At 30.1% G+C, this 16,199-nt stretch carries 13 protein-coding genes and 1 pseudogene; 10 read left to right on the top strand and 4 right to left on the bottom strand.

All coding sequences use genetic code 11. The features are described from left to right. Positions 1-87: 87 nt before the first annotated feature. Genes OLM52_RS12275 through OLM52_RS12265 form a run of 3 tightly spaced genes read right to left on the bottom strand, consistent with a single transcriptional unit; the run spans position 88 to position 4,816 of the window. Positions 88-1,644: a WG repeat-containing protein gene (locus OLM52_RS12275; protein WP_264548794.1), complete on the bottom strand. Its 1,557-nt coding sequence runs from the start codon at positions 1,642-1,644 to the stop codon at positions 88-90. Next, a complete protein-coding gene (locus tag OLM52_RS12270; protein ID WP_264548793.1) occupies positions 1,631-3,139 on the bottom strand; it encodes a toxin-antitoxin system YwqK family antitoxin in 1,509 nt (502 codons plus the stop codon). Before OLM52_RS12270 ends, OLM52_RS12275 begins: the two co-directional genes overlap by 14 nt. 3 nt (positions 3,140-3,142) lie before the next feature. Next, positions 3,143-4,816 (bottom strand): WG repeat-containing protein, encoded by a 1,674-nt coding sequence (locus OLM52_RS12265; protein WP_264548792.1) that lies wholly within the window; start codon positions 4,814-4,816, stop codon positions 3,143-3,145. A 115-nt stretch (positions 4,817-4,931) separates the two neighbouring features. Between OLM52_RS12265 and OLM52_RS12260 the strand changes: the two genes are divergently transcribed. The 5 genes from OLM52_RS12260 (at position 4,932) to OLM52_RS12240 (ending at position 8,266) form a co-directional block, all read left to right on the top strand. After that, the gene (locus tag OLM52_RS12260; protein ID WP_264548791.1) at positions 4,932-5,807 is read left to right on the top strand and encodes a cell division protein FtsX; all 876 of its coding nucleotides are present in this window, start codon (positions 4,932-4,934) and stop codon (positions 5,805-5,807) included. Between the two features lie 50 nt (positions 5,808-5,857). Continuing rightward, complete coding sequence (locus OLM52_RS12255) at positions 5,858-6,097, top strand: DUF3098 domain-containing protein (protein ID WP_264548790.1); 240 nt, start codon at positions 5,858-5,860, stop codon at positions 6,095-6,097. Positions 6,098-6,172: 75 nt separating this feature from the next. Further along, complete coding sequence (locus tag OLM52_RS12250) at positions 6,173-6,958, top strand: undecaprenyl-diphosphate phosphatase (protein ID WP_264548789.1); 786 nt, start codon at positions 6,173-6,175, stop codon at positions 6,956-6,958. Further along, positions 6,958-7,656, top strand: a complete 699-nt coding sequence (truB, locus tag OLM52_RS12245) for a tRNA pseudouridine(55) synthase TruB (protein ID WP_264548788.1) — start codon at positions 6,958-6,960, stop codon at positions 7,654-7,656. The genes OLM52_RS12250 and truB overlap by 1 nt, the downstream gene beginning before the upstream one ends. Continuing rightward, positions 7,643-8,266: a YiiX/YebB-like N1pC/P60 family cysteine hydrolase gene (locus OLM52_RS12240; RefSeq protein WP_264548787.1), complete on the top strand. Its 624-nt coding sequence runs from the start codon at positions 7,643-7,645 to the stop codon at positions 8,264-8,266. The genes truB and OLM52_RS12240 overlap by 14 nt, the downstream gene beginning before the upstream one ends. Here the strand turns inward: OLM52_RS12240 and OLM52_RS12235 are convergent. Further along, positions 8,258-8,863: a thioredoxin family protein gene (locus OLM52_RS12235; RefSeq protein WP_264550548.1), complete on the bottom strand. Its 606-nt coding sequence runs from the start codon at positions 8,861-8,863 to the stop codon at positions 8,258-8,260. The genes OLM52_RS12240 and OLM52_RS12235 overlap by 9 nt on opposite strands. Before the next feature lie 64 nt (positions 8,864-8,927). Here OLM52_RS12235 and OLM52_RS12230 point away from each other — a divergent pair, with 64 nt between their 5' ends. The 5 genes and pseudogenes from OLM52_RS12230 (at position 8,928) to OLM52_RS12210 (ending at position 16,197) form a co-directional block, all read left to right on the top strand. Further along, entirely contained in the window at positions 8,928-9,710 is a 783-nt protein-coding gene (locus OLM52_RS12230; RefSeq protein ID WP_264548786.1) for a patatin-like phospholipase family protein, read from the top strand. A gap of 68 nt (positions 9,711-9,778) precedes the next feature. Then, positions 9,779-10,485, top strand: a pseudogene (gene pyrH / locus OLM52_RS12225) (UMP kinase). 107 nt (positions 10,486-10,592) lie between these two features. Then, entirely contained in the window at positions 10,593-11,156 is a 564-nt protein-coding gene (gene frr, locus OLM52_RS12220) for a ribosome recycling factor (protein ID WP_264548785.1), read from the top strand. Between the two features lie 70 nt (positions 11,157-11,226). Then, a complete protein-coding gene (locus OLM52_RS12215; RefSeq protein WP_264548784.1) occupies positions 11,227-13,710 on the top strand; it encodes a DUF5686 and carboxypeptidase regulatory-like domain-containing protein in 2,484 nt (827 codons plus the stop codon). A gap of 75 nt (positions 13,711-13,785) precedes the next feature. Next, positions 13,786-16,197 carry an efflux RND transporter permease subunit gene (locus tag OLM52_RS12210; RefSeq protein WP_264548783.1) on the top strand — a complete coding sequence of 804 codons (2,412 nt, stop codon included), beginning with the start codon at positions 13,786-13,788 and terminating at the stop codon, positions 16,195-16,197. The last annotated feature ends 2 nt before the right edge of the window (positions 16,198-16,199 follow it).

The raw sequence follows: 16,199 nt of genomic DNA, 5'->3' as shown, positions 1-16,199 counted from the left end.
CTCAATTAAAACAACTGATGACTGTGACTGCGACTGACTTCTATTTTTTTTCGGTGCAAAAATACGTTTTATAAAACTTTTATAAAACTAATCTTTAAAATATAGTGTTCCGTTTGGATTGGCATATCCTTTGAAGTTTCCATTTTGGTCTTCTAAAATTATATAATCAATGGCTTGAACTACATTTTCTGGGTATATTTTTTGTAAAGTGCTTTTTAAAACTATTTCTTTTATTTTGTAATCAAAAAAAGTAGGAAGTAGTTCAGCGTTATATTTTTTCCCATTATAATAATTAACCAAAGCTCCATATTGATTGCTTTTCTTCACTAAAAGAAAATCATCATTTTTGTTTGTGTCTGAAATATAGTCATAAACAACAGGAAGCAATTGTTCTTTTTTATCATTGATTAAACCATAAAAATTGTCTTTCTTTACTAGGAACGCTTTTTCTCTTTTAAAACCATAGTAATTGAAATGATACCCTAAAACAATATCGTCAAATTCTATGGGGATGATTTCATTTTGATACAAATTAACTACTCCAAAATTCATCTTTTTTGTTTTTTTGTTAAAAATTCCGACTTTGATGTAATTGGATTCGGTATCGTAATTTTTAATTGACTTCATTATTTGGAGAGAATCATACAAGTTTCCTTTTTCAAATGGATATTTAAAGAAAAAACCTGTTCTCTTTTTTTGTTTAAAAACGATGATATTAGAATATCTATTTATTGTATCATTAATTTTTTGTTCTGTAAATCCATTGGTAAGGGTTACTGTTTGAAAATTGGCCTTAAAAGGAAAATCTACAATTTTTTGATTTTGTTTTGATTTGGGAGCTCTTTGTTTTTTATAATTAATTTCGATTCCATTTTGATTAATTATATAATTGTGTGTTACAATATTTAAAACTTCAAAAGGCACATCCTCGGCAACATCAGTATGTGGTTCATAATCATTTGATGATTGTTTTTTTAGGAAGTTTTGTTTGGCATTTTCATCTAATACCGAAATAGCGTCTTCCTCTTTTTTAATAAAAACCAATTCTTCATTGCTTTTTTCTGTTTTTTTTATTTTTACAACATCAACTCTAAAATTTGATTTCGTTTGATCAATTTCTAAACTATATACATTTTCTATAAGATAATTAATTTTATTTTGATTGTAAAAATCGACACTAACATAGGAATGTTTGTTATTAATATCTTTCAAATAAAACCCCTTGATAAAATTACTGTATGAATAGTTATATCCTTCCATTAAACCGATGAAGCGAAATTTATTTTGGATCAGTAAACTTCCATCCGCATTAAAAACTTTAAAAACAGTTGCCCCATTTTCTTTGTTTTCGGTAATAATTATTCCCTTTCTGTAAATTTTAATATTTTCATATTCAGCTGGAATTATGATTTTTGAATTATAAAACAATCCTTTTTTTTCTCCATTGCTAATTTCATAATACCCTTTTTCATATATGCTTCTCTCAATATTTGTAAAAGTGGGTTGCAAAATTATTTGTGCACTTTCATCGCAAAATCCCCATAAATTACCTTCTCGATATGGAAAATAATTGTGTTGTGAATATCCAAGACATTGAACTAAAACTATAAAAGTTATGAGTAATTTGTGTTTATTTTTTTTCATTCTTGGTTAGCTTAATAAATTCTTCTTTGGATACAATTTTTGATTTTCCTTTGGTTTCATAATGATAGGTTTCTAATATTATTTTACCGTCAAGGTCATACTCTGTTCTTTTTCCGTGTGGTTGTTCGTTTCTGTATTGGTATTCATTTTTGCCTTTTGATGTAAAATAAATCCATTTTATTTTTTTTCCATTTTCGTCGTAATGTGTTTCGTCATAGAAATTCATTTCATCATTTTTCAAATAGCCATTTTTATGAATTCCAATACGTTTTCCTGAATCATTAACCTGATTTATGTGGATTGTTTTTCCTTCTTTATCAAAAAATTCTCGTTCGAAGTTTTCACCTTTTTTCGTTTCTGTTGAAAATACTTTGCCGTTTTCATAGTACATTTTTGACCATTTTGTGGTATGTCCAACTTTGAATATTTCACTTTCTAATATTCCGTTATTAAAATTTTGTGTTACTCCTGTATTGGAATTATTAGCATTATAATTTGAAATGGATTTGATATTTTCATTGTTATCATAAGTTGTTGTTTTATAAGAACCGTCAGTATTATAAGTAGTTTCAATATATTTTTTATCATAATTATACTTCATCCAAGTTCCCGTTTTATTGCCATTTTCATCATAATATTCAACATTTTCTAATTTTGAATCATGAGAATATTTTTCATGTTTCCCAATTTTTTTACCAAACTTGTATTCGCATTTAGACAACAATTCGCCATTTCTATCATAATATTCGACAATCCCATTTTTTAATCCAAATGTGAATGGAATTTTGGCATACATTTTATCATTTCCAATATTATAAATTATAGCTGTTCCATGAAGTTCACCTGCCACCAAATTATATTCTTCAACTAATTTATTTTGGTAAAAACGCTTCACTTTTCCATTTTTTAAGTCGTTTGGATAATGATACACATCACCATATTCTTTTGTAATGATTAAATCACCTATAATATTATCATTTTTATAAATTGCTTCAATACTTATAAATCCTCTTTTGTTGATATAAAATATTCTTTTTCCTTCTTTTACGTTGTTTTTATACTCGGTTTCAAAGGCTAATTGGTTTTTTTCGTCATAAATTTTTGCACTTCCATTGGCTTTGCCTTTTACATATTCCATTTCATAAAAAGGATTTCCATTTCCATGATAAATTATTTTTTTCCCCTCTAGTAATCCGTTTGAGAATTTAGAAAATGAAAAAAGTTTGTTGTTAACATAAATAGTAACTTGAGCATATTTACTAGAACCTTTTGAAATATCATATCTAACAATAGGAAACTGGTTTTCTTTGGCTGTTTTTTCTATTTCTGCCAATGTTTTTGCGTTTTCTGCAGGATTAAATTCATATTCAGAAAAATAAAAATTTTCAAAGTTTTTGGTTTCTAATAATCTAATGTCAAAATAGCCACCTTCAGAATAATATTGAGCAGAAGAAATTGAGCAAAAAAACAATAGTATATATAAATAATTCTTCATGTGTTAGTCTTTAAAAAATTGTTTTCCATTGAAATCTGCATAACCCATGAATTCTCCTGATTCATCTTTTAATTCAATGAGCGAGATGGTTTTTGGATTTTTTTTAGCGCTACTTATTTTGTTGTTTTTATATTCTGGATATTTTGGAATTACTCCTTTTATTGGATAATCAAAAATAGGTTCGAGTGCTTTAATTTCAGAGTTGGTTAAATAAATTAATCCAAATTTTGTGTTGTTTTGAATTTGAAACACTTTTGTTCCAGAACGATAGTTGTTGTGCACTTCCTTTAAATCGCTAAAATTTGCTGGCAACAAAATTTTTCCATCTGCTTGAATGACACCAAATTTATTGTTTTTTTTAACTTTGAATAAAAAAGTACCATCATTAGAATAATGTTGAATGTTAGTAAATTCGTCATATTCAAAATCAATAATTTGCTTTCTTGCATTAGAATACAAGCCATATTTTAATTGGTTATTTTTGTCTTTTTTTCCAACCAAATAAACGGTTTCTTTTGTACTATTATTTTCCTTTATTTGAAAACTTCTTTCATCAATAAAGTCAAATTCAATTTTTGTATTTATGTCATATGGAAAAATAACAATTGTTTTACCATTTTTTGGATAGCGAATGAAATTACTATAATTATCAGAACCATTTTCTTTTTTTAAATAAAACGAGCCATACGATAATTTGATTTCATTTGCTGGAATTTCAACTGGAATTTCTTTTGTTTTTTTATTTTTATAATTTCTATCTTCATAGCTTTCCATAAAGAGTTTATTATCTTTTACAACCAAATTATGTTTCCAATGTTTCTCTTTGAATTCTTGAGTTTCAGAAATAATTGTTCTTTCATCATAAGGAATTGCCATTGGCGCATCTTCCATTCTATCTGATGAACCAGTATATTCTACTACTTCCATTACTTCTCCAGTTTCAGAACCCGAATAATAATCATTATTTTTGCTTGAATAATATTTATCAGCAAAAAACCGCAAGAATTCATCTTCTTTTAAATACTGAAAGCCCGAATTGATTTTTACCAGTGGAATTGCATTACTTGTCCAATTTTCAACAAGTAAATTGCTAGTTGCTGTTTTTTTAACCAAAAAATATAATTGACTCACTTTTGTTATTTCATTTCTGGTTTTAAAAAGCGAAATCGAATGGTAATTGTCATACAAAACTTGTACTTTTTTCAATAATTTCATATCATAAATAAACAAGCTTTCGGTTAAATTTTGATTCAAAACATGAAATAATTTGTGATTTTTGTTAATTTCGAATCGAGACAAGATATTTATAAAAGGTTTTTCAAATATTGAAGTTCCATCAGGCAACAGAATGTCTTGCTGGCTTCCATTTTCGGTTGATCTTACATTAAAAAAGCCATCGTCATTATAAATAGATGTGTATTTTGGCTTTAAAATTTCTTTTCCATCAATAATCAATCCTTCTAAACCATTTAGTTTAGAAATCATATAATCGTTTGCATTTTCATAAGAATTAGGAAATTCTAATTGATCAAACTTGGGTTCAATCAGCATTTTACCAGCTTCATTAGAAATTCCCCATAAATTTCCATTGCGGAAAGGAATTGCAATTTCTTGTGCCGAAAGTGAAAGAAAATGGAATAAAAAAACAATTGAAAAAAAGTTAATTTTGAATGACATACTGCAAAATTTAGAAAACAAAAATAATGATTATAAATACTAAAGTTAAAACTTTGTTGTTATATTCTGTGTAAACAAAATATCTTTACTATTTTTACGGCTTAAATACACTTTTATGGCATCATCATTTGAAAATTACAACAAGCGACGTTTAATTTCGTCTTACTTTTCGGTAGTTTTAAGTATCTTTTTAGTTTTATTCCTTTTGGGAACATTAGGATTGTTTGTAATTAATTCTAAAAAAATATCAAATGATTTTAAAGAAAATATTCCTATGACGGTTTTCTTTAACAATGAAGCAAATGATAGCTTGTTAAATTCATTTGATGTAGAACTAAAAAATGCAAGATTCATTAAAGATTATGCATTTGTTCACAAGGACAGTGCTGCTAAAAACAATGTTGATATTGTAGGCAAAGATTTTATGGAATTTTTAGGATTTAATCCACTACAAAATTCATTTGATATTCACTTAAAAGGCGATTACGTTAACACAGATAGCATCAAAAAAATTGAGCGTACAATTCGTAAAAATGAAATGGTTACCGAAATAATTTATGACAAAGAACTTGTCGATTTAGTAAACAATAATGTAAAAGAAATCAGTTTTTGGATTTTAATTATTAGCGGAATTTTAACTGTAGTTGCTATGCTACTAATTAATAGTTCTCTTCGCCTTTCTGTTTATTCACACCGATTTACAATTAAAACGATGCAAATGGTTGGCGCCACTAAATCTTTTATTAGAAAACCCTTCATTTGGACCAGTATCAAATTGGGTTTAATTGGTTCTGCTTTAGCAATTATGGGTTTAATTGGTGTTGTAATTTATGTAGATGGTTTATTTCCAAGCCTTGGAATTGCTAAAGATTATGTTTCTATCGGAATTGTAATTGTGGGCGTTCTAATTGTGGGCATCATCATTACTTGGATTAGCACTTTCTTTGCTACACAACGTTTTTTAAACTTAAAAACAGATGATTTGTATTAATTTGAGATTGATGATTAACAATTTGCGATTTTACAATTAAATAAAAAATTATGAACAACGAAAATAACAAACCTGAATTTCTTTTTAATAAAGTTAACTACAAGATTCTTTTGGTGGGATTGGCAGTAATTGCGCTTGGATTTATTCTAATGAGTGGTGGCGGAAGCGATGACCCTAATGTGTTTAACAAAGAAATTTTTAGTTTCAGACGAATTCGTTTGGCTCCAACTGTAGTTTTAATTGGATTCGGAATTACAATTTATTCCATTTTAAAAAATCCTAAAAAATAGTGTTCAGTATTCAGTATTCAGTCGCAGTTAGCAGATTAATACTGAATACTGAGACTGAATACTGAAAACTAACAAATGAACGCACTACAAGCTATTATTCTTGCCATCATTGAAGGAATAACCGAATTTTTACCTGTTTCATCAACAGGACACATGATTATTGCCTCTTCATTTTTTGGTATTGCGCAAGACGATTTTACTAAACTTTTTACAATTGTTATTCAACTAGGAACTATACTTTCGGTAATTGTTCTGTATTTCAAACGTTTTTTTCAATCGCTTGATTTTTACTTCAAATTATTGGTTGCTTTTATTCCAGCCGTAATTTTCGGATTGTTATTAAGTGATTTTATCGACGGTTTATTAGAAAATCCCATCACAGTAGCGGTATCGTTAATCATCGGTGGTATTTTATTGTTAAAAGTAGATGAATGGTTTGGTAATTCAGAAGAAACCAAAATTTCTTATTTAACGGCTTTTAAAATCGGGTTATTTCAATGCTTAGCTATGATTCCGGGTGTTTCTAGAAGTGGCGCAAGCATTGTAGGCGGAATGACACAAAAATTATCCCGAACAACTGCTGCAGAATTTTCATTTTTCTTAGCCATTCCAACCATGTTGGGAGCAACTTTGAAAAAATCTTACGATTATCACAAAGATGGTTTTGTCCTTTCAGACGATCAAATCAATTTATTAATCATTGGAAATGTGGTCGGATTTATTGTTGCTTTAATTGCCATAAAATCATTCATCGGGTTTTTAACCAAACACGGATTTAAAATTTTTGGTTATTATCGAATTGTAGCTGGAATTGCTATTCTACTCATTCATTTCTTCGTTCAAAAATTAACTATTATCTAATGAATGCAGAAGAAATTTTAGAAGGAAAAGTAATTTTAGTCGACAAACCTTTGAAATGGAGCTCGTTTCAAGCGGTGAATAAATTAAAATATGTTTTAAAAAACGAATTGAATCTTCCTAAAAAATTCAAAATTGGTCATGCCGGAACTTTAGATCCACTAGCAACTGGTTTATTGATTATTTGCACGGGAAAATTTACTAAAAGAATCACTGAAATTCAGGCGCAGGCCAAAGAATATACTGGAACAATTGTTTTAGGCGCAACGACACCTTCCTATGATTTAGAAACCGAAGTAGATGCAACTTTTCCAACTGAACACATTACAGAAGCCTTGATTTTAGAAACCACCAAACAATTTATTGGTGAAATCGACCAGAAACCACCTGTGTTTTCTGCCATTAAAAAAGACGGAAAACGTTTGTACGAACACGCTCGAGCAGGTGAAGAAGTGGAAATTCAATCGAGAAAAACTACCATTCACGAATTTGAAATCACACGAATTCAATTACCAGAAGTAGATTTTAGAGTTACTTGCAGCAAAGGCACTTACATTCGATCGTTAGCTTTCGATTTTGGATTAGCATTGCAATCTGGAGGTCATTTATCAGTGCTTCGTCGTACAAAAATTGGAAATTATAGCGTTGAAAATGCGGTTAGTCCCGAAGATTTTGAACAATCACTTCATGATGAAAAATAAAATTTTACTTCTATTCTTTTTGCAGTTTCAATTTGGGTTTTCTCAAAATGTAAAACTAAAAACGGGCGATATTTTATTCCAATCGATGAATTGCGGACCACTTTGTGAAGCGATTAACGAAGTAACGGAAGGTTATCAAGGAAAAGATTTTAGCCATTTAGGAATGGTGTATATTAAAAATGATTCTGTTTTCGTAATTGAAGCCGCAGGAAAAGCAGTTAAAATAACATCTTTCGAAACCTTTAAAACCTACACTACAGAAGAAATGTTTGTAGGAAGATTGAAACGCAAATACCGAAAATACATTCCTGAGGCGATTTCATTTTCGTTACAACAAGTTGGCGTTCCATATGATGATGAATATTTGTACAACAATGGAAAATATTACTGTTCGGAATTAATTTATGACGCATTTCTTCATGCATACAAAAAACCATTATTTGATTTGTATCCGATGACGTTCAAATCGCCAAAATCAAATGAGTATTTCGAAGTTTGGGCAGACTATTATGAAAATCTACAAATGGAAATTCCAGAAGGTCAACTGGGTTGCAACCCTGGTGGAATTTCCACTTCTGATAAGTTAAGGATTATTGGAACCTTACGCTAAAATATTTTCATGCATTTCCACAATTTCATGCTGAATCGAAATTCCTTTATCGTGTAAATACCATTTTTGCAATTCAATTTTGGCCGTTTCATCTACAACACCATGCGCAGCTTTGTACTCTAAAATCAATTGTTTAGCACCATGAGGTCTTGGTCCCCAATCAGCTATAACTTCTGAAGTTTCTGCATCTAAAACGATTAATTTTGGAATGGCTTTTCCGCCATTCGTTAAAAAATGTTGCATTAAAGCATCGTTATCATCGCGTAACGCAATTTTTAATTCAACCTTATTTGTGGTTTCAGCCATTTTATGAATCACAGGCAAAACTTGCGCAGCATCACCGCACCAACCTTCTGCTAAAACTAACCAAATATACTTTTTATCTAAATTTTCTAATTTGGCTTTTACTTCATCAACAATTGCAATGGTTTTTTCTAAACGATTCATTCGGGCTTCATTCAATTCAGAATAATGCAATAAATCATTCGATTGTTCATGTCCTGTTGATTTTCCTTCAGCAATTAATTCGGTAACTTTTTTTCTATACTCCGAATAAGAAAAACTATTTAGTAACGTTTGTTGTATGGTATTTTTCATCATATTAACTTTATTTGACAAATTTAAGTCTAATTTTGGAAATTAAATGTAAGAATTGTTACATATGGATTTAACTTCAAAATCAATCGGATTAGCGCTTTCTGGTGGCGGTTCAAAAGGCATCGCTCATGCTGGAGTACTAAAATTTTTAGCAGAACAAGGTATTGAACCTGCTTGTATTTCAGGTTCTAGTGCGGGCGCAATTGTAGGAAGTATGTATGCTTTTGGCAAAAAACCTGAAGAAATTTTAGATTTTTTCAAGTCCATTTACTTTTTTCATTGGAAACACTTTACGTTTAAGAAACCTGGAATTGTAGATTCAGACTCGTTTAAAAAATATTTTGAGGAAATTTTTGGAGAAACTACTACACTTAGTGAACTCAAAATTCCGACCTACATTACCGCAACTGATATGGTAAAAGGCAAGCTGAAAATTTTTAGTCCCGAAACCAGAATTGTTGATGCTGTTTTGGCTTCAACGGCTGTTCCTGGGATGATATCACCATACATAATAAAAGAGAAATTATACAGTGATGGCGGTATTTTGAATCATTTTCCTGCTGATTTATTACAAGGAAAATGCGATTCAATTATTGGTGTTTATGTGAGTCCCGTTCAAAACATTGAAGCAAAAAATTTAAATTCAATCAAATCAGTAACCTATAGAGCATTAGAATTATTGACTGCTAATTCAAATCTTCAAAAATTTAATCATTGCGATTTAATCATTGAACCTAAAGAATTGACTAAATTTAGTACGTTTGAAACCAATAAAGCTAAGATGGATTTAATATTTGAAAGCGGTTACAATGAAGCAAAAAAAGCATTTCAAAATTTAGCAACATAAATGTTAAAACATTTTTTTTAGAAAAAAGCTATTTAACTATATTTGCACCACAAATAATACAACACACGATGAAGTACAAAAGAATTCTTCTAAAATTAAGCGGTGAAGCTTTAATGGGCGACAGACAATATGGAATTGACCCACAACGCTTGGCTGAGTATGCTGAAGAGATAAAACAAATTCACGATAAAGGTGTAGAAATCGCTATCGTTATTGGTGGTGGAAACATTTTTAGAGGTGTAGCTGGTGCAAGTAACGGAATGGATAGAGTGCAAGGTGATTACATGGGAATGTTAGCAACAGTTATTAATGGAATGGCTCTACAAGGCGCTTTAGAAGAAGCTGGAATGCAAACGCGTTTACAAACGGCTTTAAAAATTGAAGCAATTGCTGAACCTTACATCAAAAGAAGAGCTACACGTCATTTAGAAAAAGGTAGAATCGTAATTTTTGGTGCAGGAACAGGAAACCCATATTTTACAACAGATACTGCTGCAGTTCTTAGAGGAATTGAAGTTGGTGCTGATGTAATTTTAAAAGGAACTCGTGTGGATGGTGTATACACCTCTGATCCAGAAAAAATGCAGATGCCGTTAAATTTGACTTTATTTCGTTTGAAGATGTATTAGCAAAAGGACTAAATGTAATGGATACAACCGCTTTTACATTGAGTCAAGAAAATAAATTACCAATTATTGTGTTTGATATGAACAAAGATGGCAATTTATTAAAAGTGTGCGAAGGAAAAACTATCGGAACAACAGTAACAATATAATTAGATAATTAGACTTTTTAGAACATTAGATAGTTAGACTTTTAAAATCTGGTTATTTATACATTCTGAAAATCTAAAAATCCAACAATCTAAAAATCCAAAGAGAGATGACAGAAGAAATTAACTTTATTTTAGACAGTGCAAAAGAAGCTATGGTAGGTTCTGTTGCGCATTTAGAGAAAGAATTTTTAAACATTAGAGCTGGAAAAGCTTCACCTCAAATGTTAGGTGGTGTTTTTGTTGATTATTATGGTTCTCAAACAGCATTATCGCAAGTAGCAAACATTAATGCACCAGATGCGCGTACATTAACTGTTACACCTTGGGAAAAAAACATGTTGCATCCTATTGAAAAAGCAATTATGATTGCTAATTTAGGGTTAAACCCAATGAACAACGGTGACAACATCATCATCAATATTCCAGCTTTAACAGAAGAAAGAAGACGCGACTTAGTAAAACAAGCAAAAGCGGAAGCGGAAGATGCAAAAATTGGAATTAGAAATCACCGAAAGGATGCTAATTCAGACATTAAAAAAGAAGAAAAAAATGGAACTGCTGAAGATATTTGTAAAAAAGCAGAAGAAGATGTACAAAAATTAACCGATTCTTTCATCAAAAAAATAGATGAACTTTTAGCGGTTAAAGAAGCTGAAATTATGAAAGTATAAATTTAAGTCCCGATTAACACTCGGGACTTTTTATTTTAAATATCTTTGTGAAATACTTCAATAAACTTACATGAACTATTTTTGGCTTTTTTTGTGTTTTATTAGTACCCCTAGCTTACTCGCACAAAACAAAATTAAAGGACAAATTATCGATTTTGACAATGCAATTCCTATAGCGTTTGCATCGATTTCCTATAACAAAGCAACTATTACAGCTGATTGGGAAGGAAAATTTTCATTGGAAATAAAAGATTCAAAACTTCCAATTAAAGTAAATTATAAAGGCTATTATGAAAAAATTGTTTATGCTTCAAAGAACAATTCTATTCTTACAATTAAATTAATTACAGATTTAAATGATAAAAAAGCAGAAGTCTATTCTGAAATTGAAGTAAATAATATCATTAAAAAAGTAATTGAGAATAAAAAAAACAATGAGCCTGAAAAAGCCTTGTCGAGTTTTCAATACAAAAACTACGAATATTTATATGTAACGGCGAATCCAGACAGTATTTCGAATAAAATTGACACTATTTATAAAAATCGATTTCTTAGAAAACCATTACTAAAACTAGATTCTACCAATTATAAATTTAAAAAGTTAATTACAAAACAACATTTATATCAAACTGAAAAAGTTAACCTAATTCAATATGCAAATAAAAGAAGCAAAGAAACGATTCTCGCAAGTAGAATGGCTGGCTTTGAACAACCTCTTTATGAATATCTCGGATTAAAATTAGTCTCCTATTCGGTATACGAAAATCCATTTGAAATACTTGAAATTCCCGTTCAAAATCCAATTTCAAACTATGGTCGCAGATTATACTCCTATAAACTGATTGATACCGTTTCTATTCAAGGCAGAAAAGCATTTCGTATCTATTTTCAACCTAAAAAACTAAACGCCAATAGATTAAGAGGATTACTATACATTGATACCGAGACTTTTGCGATTTCAAAAGCATATTATCGAATTTATGGCATAGTAAACATAAATGCAACTTATAGTTTTAATTTTCTTAAAGAACACAACATTTGGTTTCCTGAAAAGCGTATTTTTAAAGTATTAAAAGGTAATAATTATGAAGATTTAAACATATTAGGTGGTACAATTAAATTTAGTTCTTCATTGGAAGAAATTGAAAATAAAAATGCAACTGATCAAGCTTATTTACAAATAGAATCTACTCCGTATGACATTGAAATCAATCAACCAATAACCATAACAAAACCCTATGTAAAAATCGAAGTCCCAGAAAGTAGCCTCAAGAAACCTGCTGCTTTTTGGAACACAGTCGCTAAAGATACGATAGACAAGAGAAAACTGAGAACGTACACTTCTATTGATAGTTTATCTATGTCAGAAAAAATAGAGCATAAAATCCTTTTGGGTAAAAAAATCATTAACGGTTATTTTCCTATATCTGTTGTTGATGTTGACCTAAGAAGTATTATTAAATATAATAATTTTGAAGGATTTAGATTAGGATTAGGCGGCATCACAAACGATAAATTATCTCAAAAATATAAAGTGGCCTTTTATGGAGCCTATGGTCTAAAAGACACCGAATTTAAGTTCGGAATTACGCCTTCCTATTTAGCGCACAAAAATTCTGAAACATGGATAAGTGCTTCCTATTCTGACGACATCAATGAAATTGCACAAACCAATTTTGCTACCGATTCGCGCAGATTTAAAATCTATGATCCTCGACCAATTAATATTTCTACTTTTTACAATAGTAAAGCGAGCTCGATTTTTGTAGAAAGTAAAATAGTACGAAAAACAACTAGTTATTTTGCACTTGCTCAAAGTCAAATAACACCTTTATTCAATTATACATTTGTAAACAATGGTGTTTCTTATACAGATTACAATATTACAACGGTTCAATTAGGCTTTCAGTGGAATCCATTTAGCAATTACATGCAAACGCCTATGGGGAAAATTGAGATGGAAAAACGGCATCCAAAATTCTCAATTCAATACACCCAAACACTTCCCGATGTTATTGGCAATGATTTTGAATTTTCCAAAATAGATTTCAAAACATACTATGAATTACCCTATTTATCGGGTCAAAAAAGTACTGTTTTATTCCAAACTGGTATTGCTTTTGGCGATGTTCCTATTACGCATTTATACAGTATTGTTCCCAATAATTTGAATCGTGATGCTATTTTACAACGAATAACTTTTGCAGGAAAAAATAGTTTTGAAACCATGTATTTTAACGAATTCTTCTCCAATAAATACGCTTCATTACAACTAAAACACACGTTTAACAAAATTAGATTAGGATACAAAATTAATCCTGAAATCACTGTGGTTTCCCGAATGGCAATTGGCTCAATCGACAAAAATAACCAACATTTAGGTATTACATACAAAACCATGGAAGAAGGCTTTTTTGAAAGCGGCATCGAATTAAATAAAATATTTAAAGGAATTGGCTTGGTTGCGTTTTACAGATACGGCCCAAATCAATTGGCTAACTTTGACGACAATATTGCCATAAAAGTTTCTTACTATTTGGATTTAGGCTTTTAAAATTAACTTAAATCTCACATTCTAAACCAATAAATTAAGCAAAAATCAGTACCTTTGCACACTAATTTTTGAGAGATGTTAAAGTGGTTAAGCACCAGTTTTTGGGATTATATTGCCAGTAGAATTTTAAGAAACCGCGTTTTTTTATTAGTTCTTGTTTTACTTTTTACCGTTTTTATGAGTTTTCAGTGGCAAAACATGCGTTTTACCTTTACTGAAGCTAACTTATTACCTGATGATCATGAAGTAAACATTCAATACAAATCATTTTTAGATAAATTTGGAGAAGAAGGAAATTTAGTCGTTCTAGGGTTCAAAGACAAAAATTTCTTTACCGAAAAAAACATTAAAGCTTGGGAGAAATTTGTTGAGACTATTAAAAAAGATAAAGCAGTTGAATTAACGCTGTCTATTGAAGATTTAAAAGTTTTAAGCAAAGACACTATTGCTCAAAAATTCAAATTAGTCCCTTTCATCAATAACGATAGTATTTCTGATGCTTATCTAAAAGTGAAAGAATCAGAATTCTATAACAACTTACCTTTTTATGAAGGTATGTTGTTCAATAAAGAAACTGGAGCTGTTCGGTTTGCAATTTACATGGATAAAAAAATTGTAAATACAAAAGCACGTAAAGACTTTATTGAAAAATATTTAAGCGACGAAAAAATTGCAGTTTTTGAAAAAGAAACTGGTATGGACCTTCGTGTTTCGGGAATGCCATACATTAGAACATTAAATGCAAAAAGTATCATCGATGAAATTGGTTTATTTGTTGGAGCTGCGTTAGGAATTACATCATTGCTTTTTTTCTTCTTTTTTAGAAGTGTTCGAGCTACACTAATTTCAATGTTTGTTGTAGTAATTGGTGTAATGTGGTCTTTTGGGACTTTAGGACTTTTAAATTACGAAATCACGGTTTTAACTGCGATTATTCCGCCATTAATTATTGTAATTGGAATACCTAACTGTATTTTCTTAATCAATAAATACCAACAAGAAATTAAAAACCACGGTAACAAAGCAAAATCGTTACAACGTGTAATTTCTAAAGTAGGTAACGCAACATTACTAACCAATTTAACCACAGCTGCTGGTTTTGGAACTTTCATTTTTACCGATAGTACACTACTAAAAGAATTTGGAATTGTAGCCTCGTTGAATATTGTCTTCTTGTTCTTCCTTTGCTTAATCATAATTCCTATTGTATATAGTTACATGCCTGCGCCAAAAGAAAAACACTTGGCACATCTAGGTAAAAATTATATGGCTTCATTTATTAATTGGATAGAAAACACCATAAGACATCACAGAGTAGCTGTTTTCTCAACTGCTATTGGATTATTGGTTTTAGGAATTATTGGAATTTACCAAATCAAAGTTTCTGGAAGTATTATTGAAGATATGCCTAAGAAAACTGGGTTCTATAACGATATTTTATTTTATGAAAAAGAATTTGATGGTGTAATGCCATTAGAAATTGTAATTAATACAAAACGACCTAAAGGTGCGTTAAAATCGGTTACTCTGAAACGAATTGAAGAACTTCAAGAAACAATTGAAGAGATTCCAGAATTATCAAAACCTGTATCTATTGTAAATTTGGTAAAGTATTCAAAACAAGCCTATTATAACGGGAATCCTGAATTTTACGAATTACCAACAAAACAAGAAGAAGCCTTTATTTTATCATATATCAAAAATTCGACTAAAAAAGGAAATGAAAACATGCTGAAAAGCTATGTTGACAGTACAGGCCAATATGCTCGCATTACGACTTTTATGAGAGATATTGGAACTGATAGAATGGAAAAGATTGAAGAACGCTTACAAGATAAAATCAATCATATTTTTCCAAAAGAGCGTTATGAAGTTTCACTAACTGGAAAAGCCTATGTTTTTGAAAAAGGAACACATTATTTAATCGGAAACTTAGTACAATCACTTTTATTTGCAATTGTTTTGATTGCATTGTTAATGGCATATATGTTTCGATCTTTTAAAATGATATTAATATCATTATTACCTAACATTTTACCATTGGTTATTACTGCAGGATTAATGGGCTTTTTAGGAATCCCGATTAAACCATCAACAATATTAGTATTTAGCATTGCCTTCGGAATATCAGTTGACGACACCATTCACTTTTTAGCAAAATACCGCCAAGAGTTAAAAGGAAACGATTGGAAAATAAAACGCTCCGTTTACAACACATTAAAAGAAGCAGGAATTAGTATGTTTTACACTTCAGTAGTATTGTTTTTCGGGTTTTCTGTCTTTACATTATCAAGTTTTGGAGGAACTGTTGCTTTAGGCGGATTAGTTGCAACAACTTTACTTTTCGCAATGCTTTCCAACTTAATTGTATTACCAGCTTTGTTATTATCCTTAGAAAAAACAATCGCTAACGAAAAAGAATTTTTGGAACCAACATTAGATATTTTAGCCGAAGATATTGAAGAAGAAAATTCAAACGAGAAATAGTA

The organism is Flavobacterium sp. N2820 (assembly GCF_025947285.1).
Classification (GTDB): domain Bacteria; phylum Bacteroidota; class Bacteroidia; order Flavobacteriales; family Flavobacteriaceae; genus Flavobacterium.
Note: the sequence above shows the minus strand (reverse complement) of the source record. Positions and strands in the feature narration are given on the sequence as shown.

Coding starts and splice junctions, on each gene's coding strand:
- OLM52_RS12275 (WP_264548794.1), bottom strand. CDS start 1,644: ATGAAAAAAAATAAACACAAATTACTCATAACTTTTATAGTTTTAGTT.
- OLM52_RS12270 (WP_264548793.1), bottom strand. CDS start 3,139: ATGAAGAATTATTTATATATACTATTGTTTTTTTGCTCAATTTCTTCT.
- OLM52_RS12265 (WP_264548792.1), bottom strand. CDS start 4,816: ATGTCATTCAAAATTAACTTTTTTTCAATTGTTTTTTTATTCCATTTT.
- OLM52_RS12260 (WP_264548791.1), top strand. CDS start 4,932: ATGGCATCATCATTTGAAAATTACAACAAGCGACGTTTAATTTCGTCT.
- OLM52_RS12255 (WP_264548790.1), top strand. CDS start 5,858: ATGAACAACGAAAATAACAAACCTGAATTTCTTTTTAATAAAGTTAAC.
- OLM52_RS12250 (WP_264548789.1), top strand. CDS start 6,173: ATGAACGCACTACAAGCTATTATTCTTGCCATCATTGAAGGAATAACC.
- truB (WP_264548788.1), top strand. CDS start 6,958: ATGAATGCAGAAGAAATTTTAGAAGGAAAAGTAATTTTAGTCGACAAA.
- OLM52_RS12240 (WP_264548787.1), top strand. CDS start 7,643: ATGATGAAAAATAAAATTTTACTTCTATTCTTTTTGCAGTTTCAATTT.
- OLM52_RS12235 (WP_264550548.1), bottom strand. CDS start 8,863: ATGAAAAATACCATACAACAAACGTTACTAAATAGTTTTTCTTATTCG.
- OLM52_RS12230 (WP_264548786.1), top strand. CDS start 8,928: ATGGATTTAACTTCAAAATCAATCGGATTAGCGCTTTCTGGTGGCGGT.
- frr (WP_264548785.1), top strand. CDS start 10,593: ATGACAGAAGAAATTAACTTTATTTTAGACAGTGCAAAAGAAGCTATG.
- OLM52_RS12215 (WP_264548784.1), top strand. CDS start 11,227: ATGAACTATTTTTGGCTTTTTTTGTGTTTTATTAGTACCCCTAGCTTA.
- OLM52_RS12210 (WP_264548783.1), top strand. CDS start 13,786: ATGTTAAAGTGGTTAAGCACCAGTTTTTGGGATTATATTGCCAGTAGA.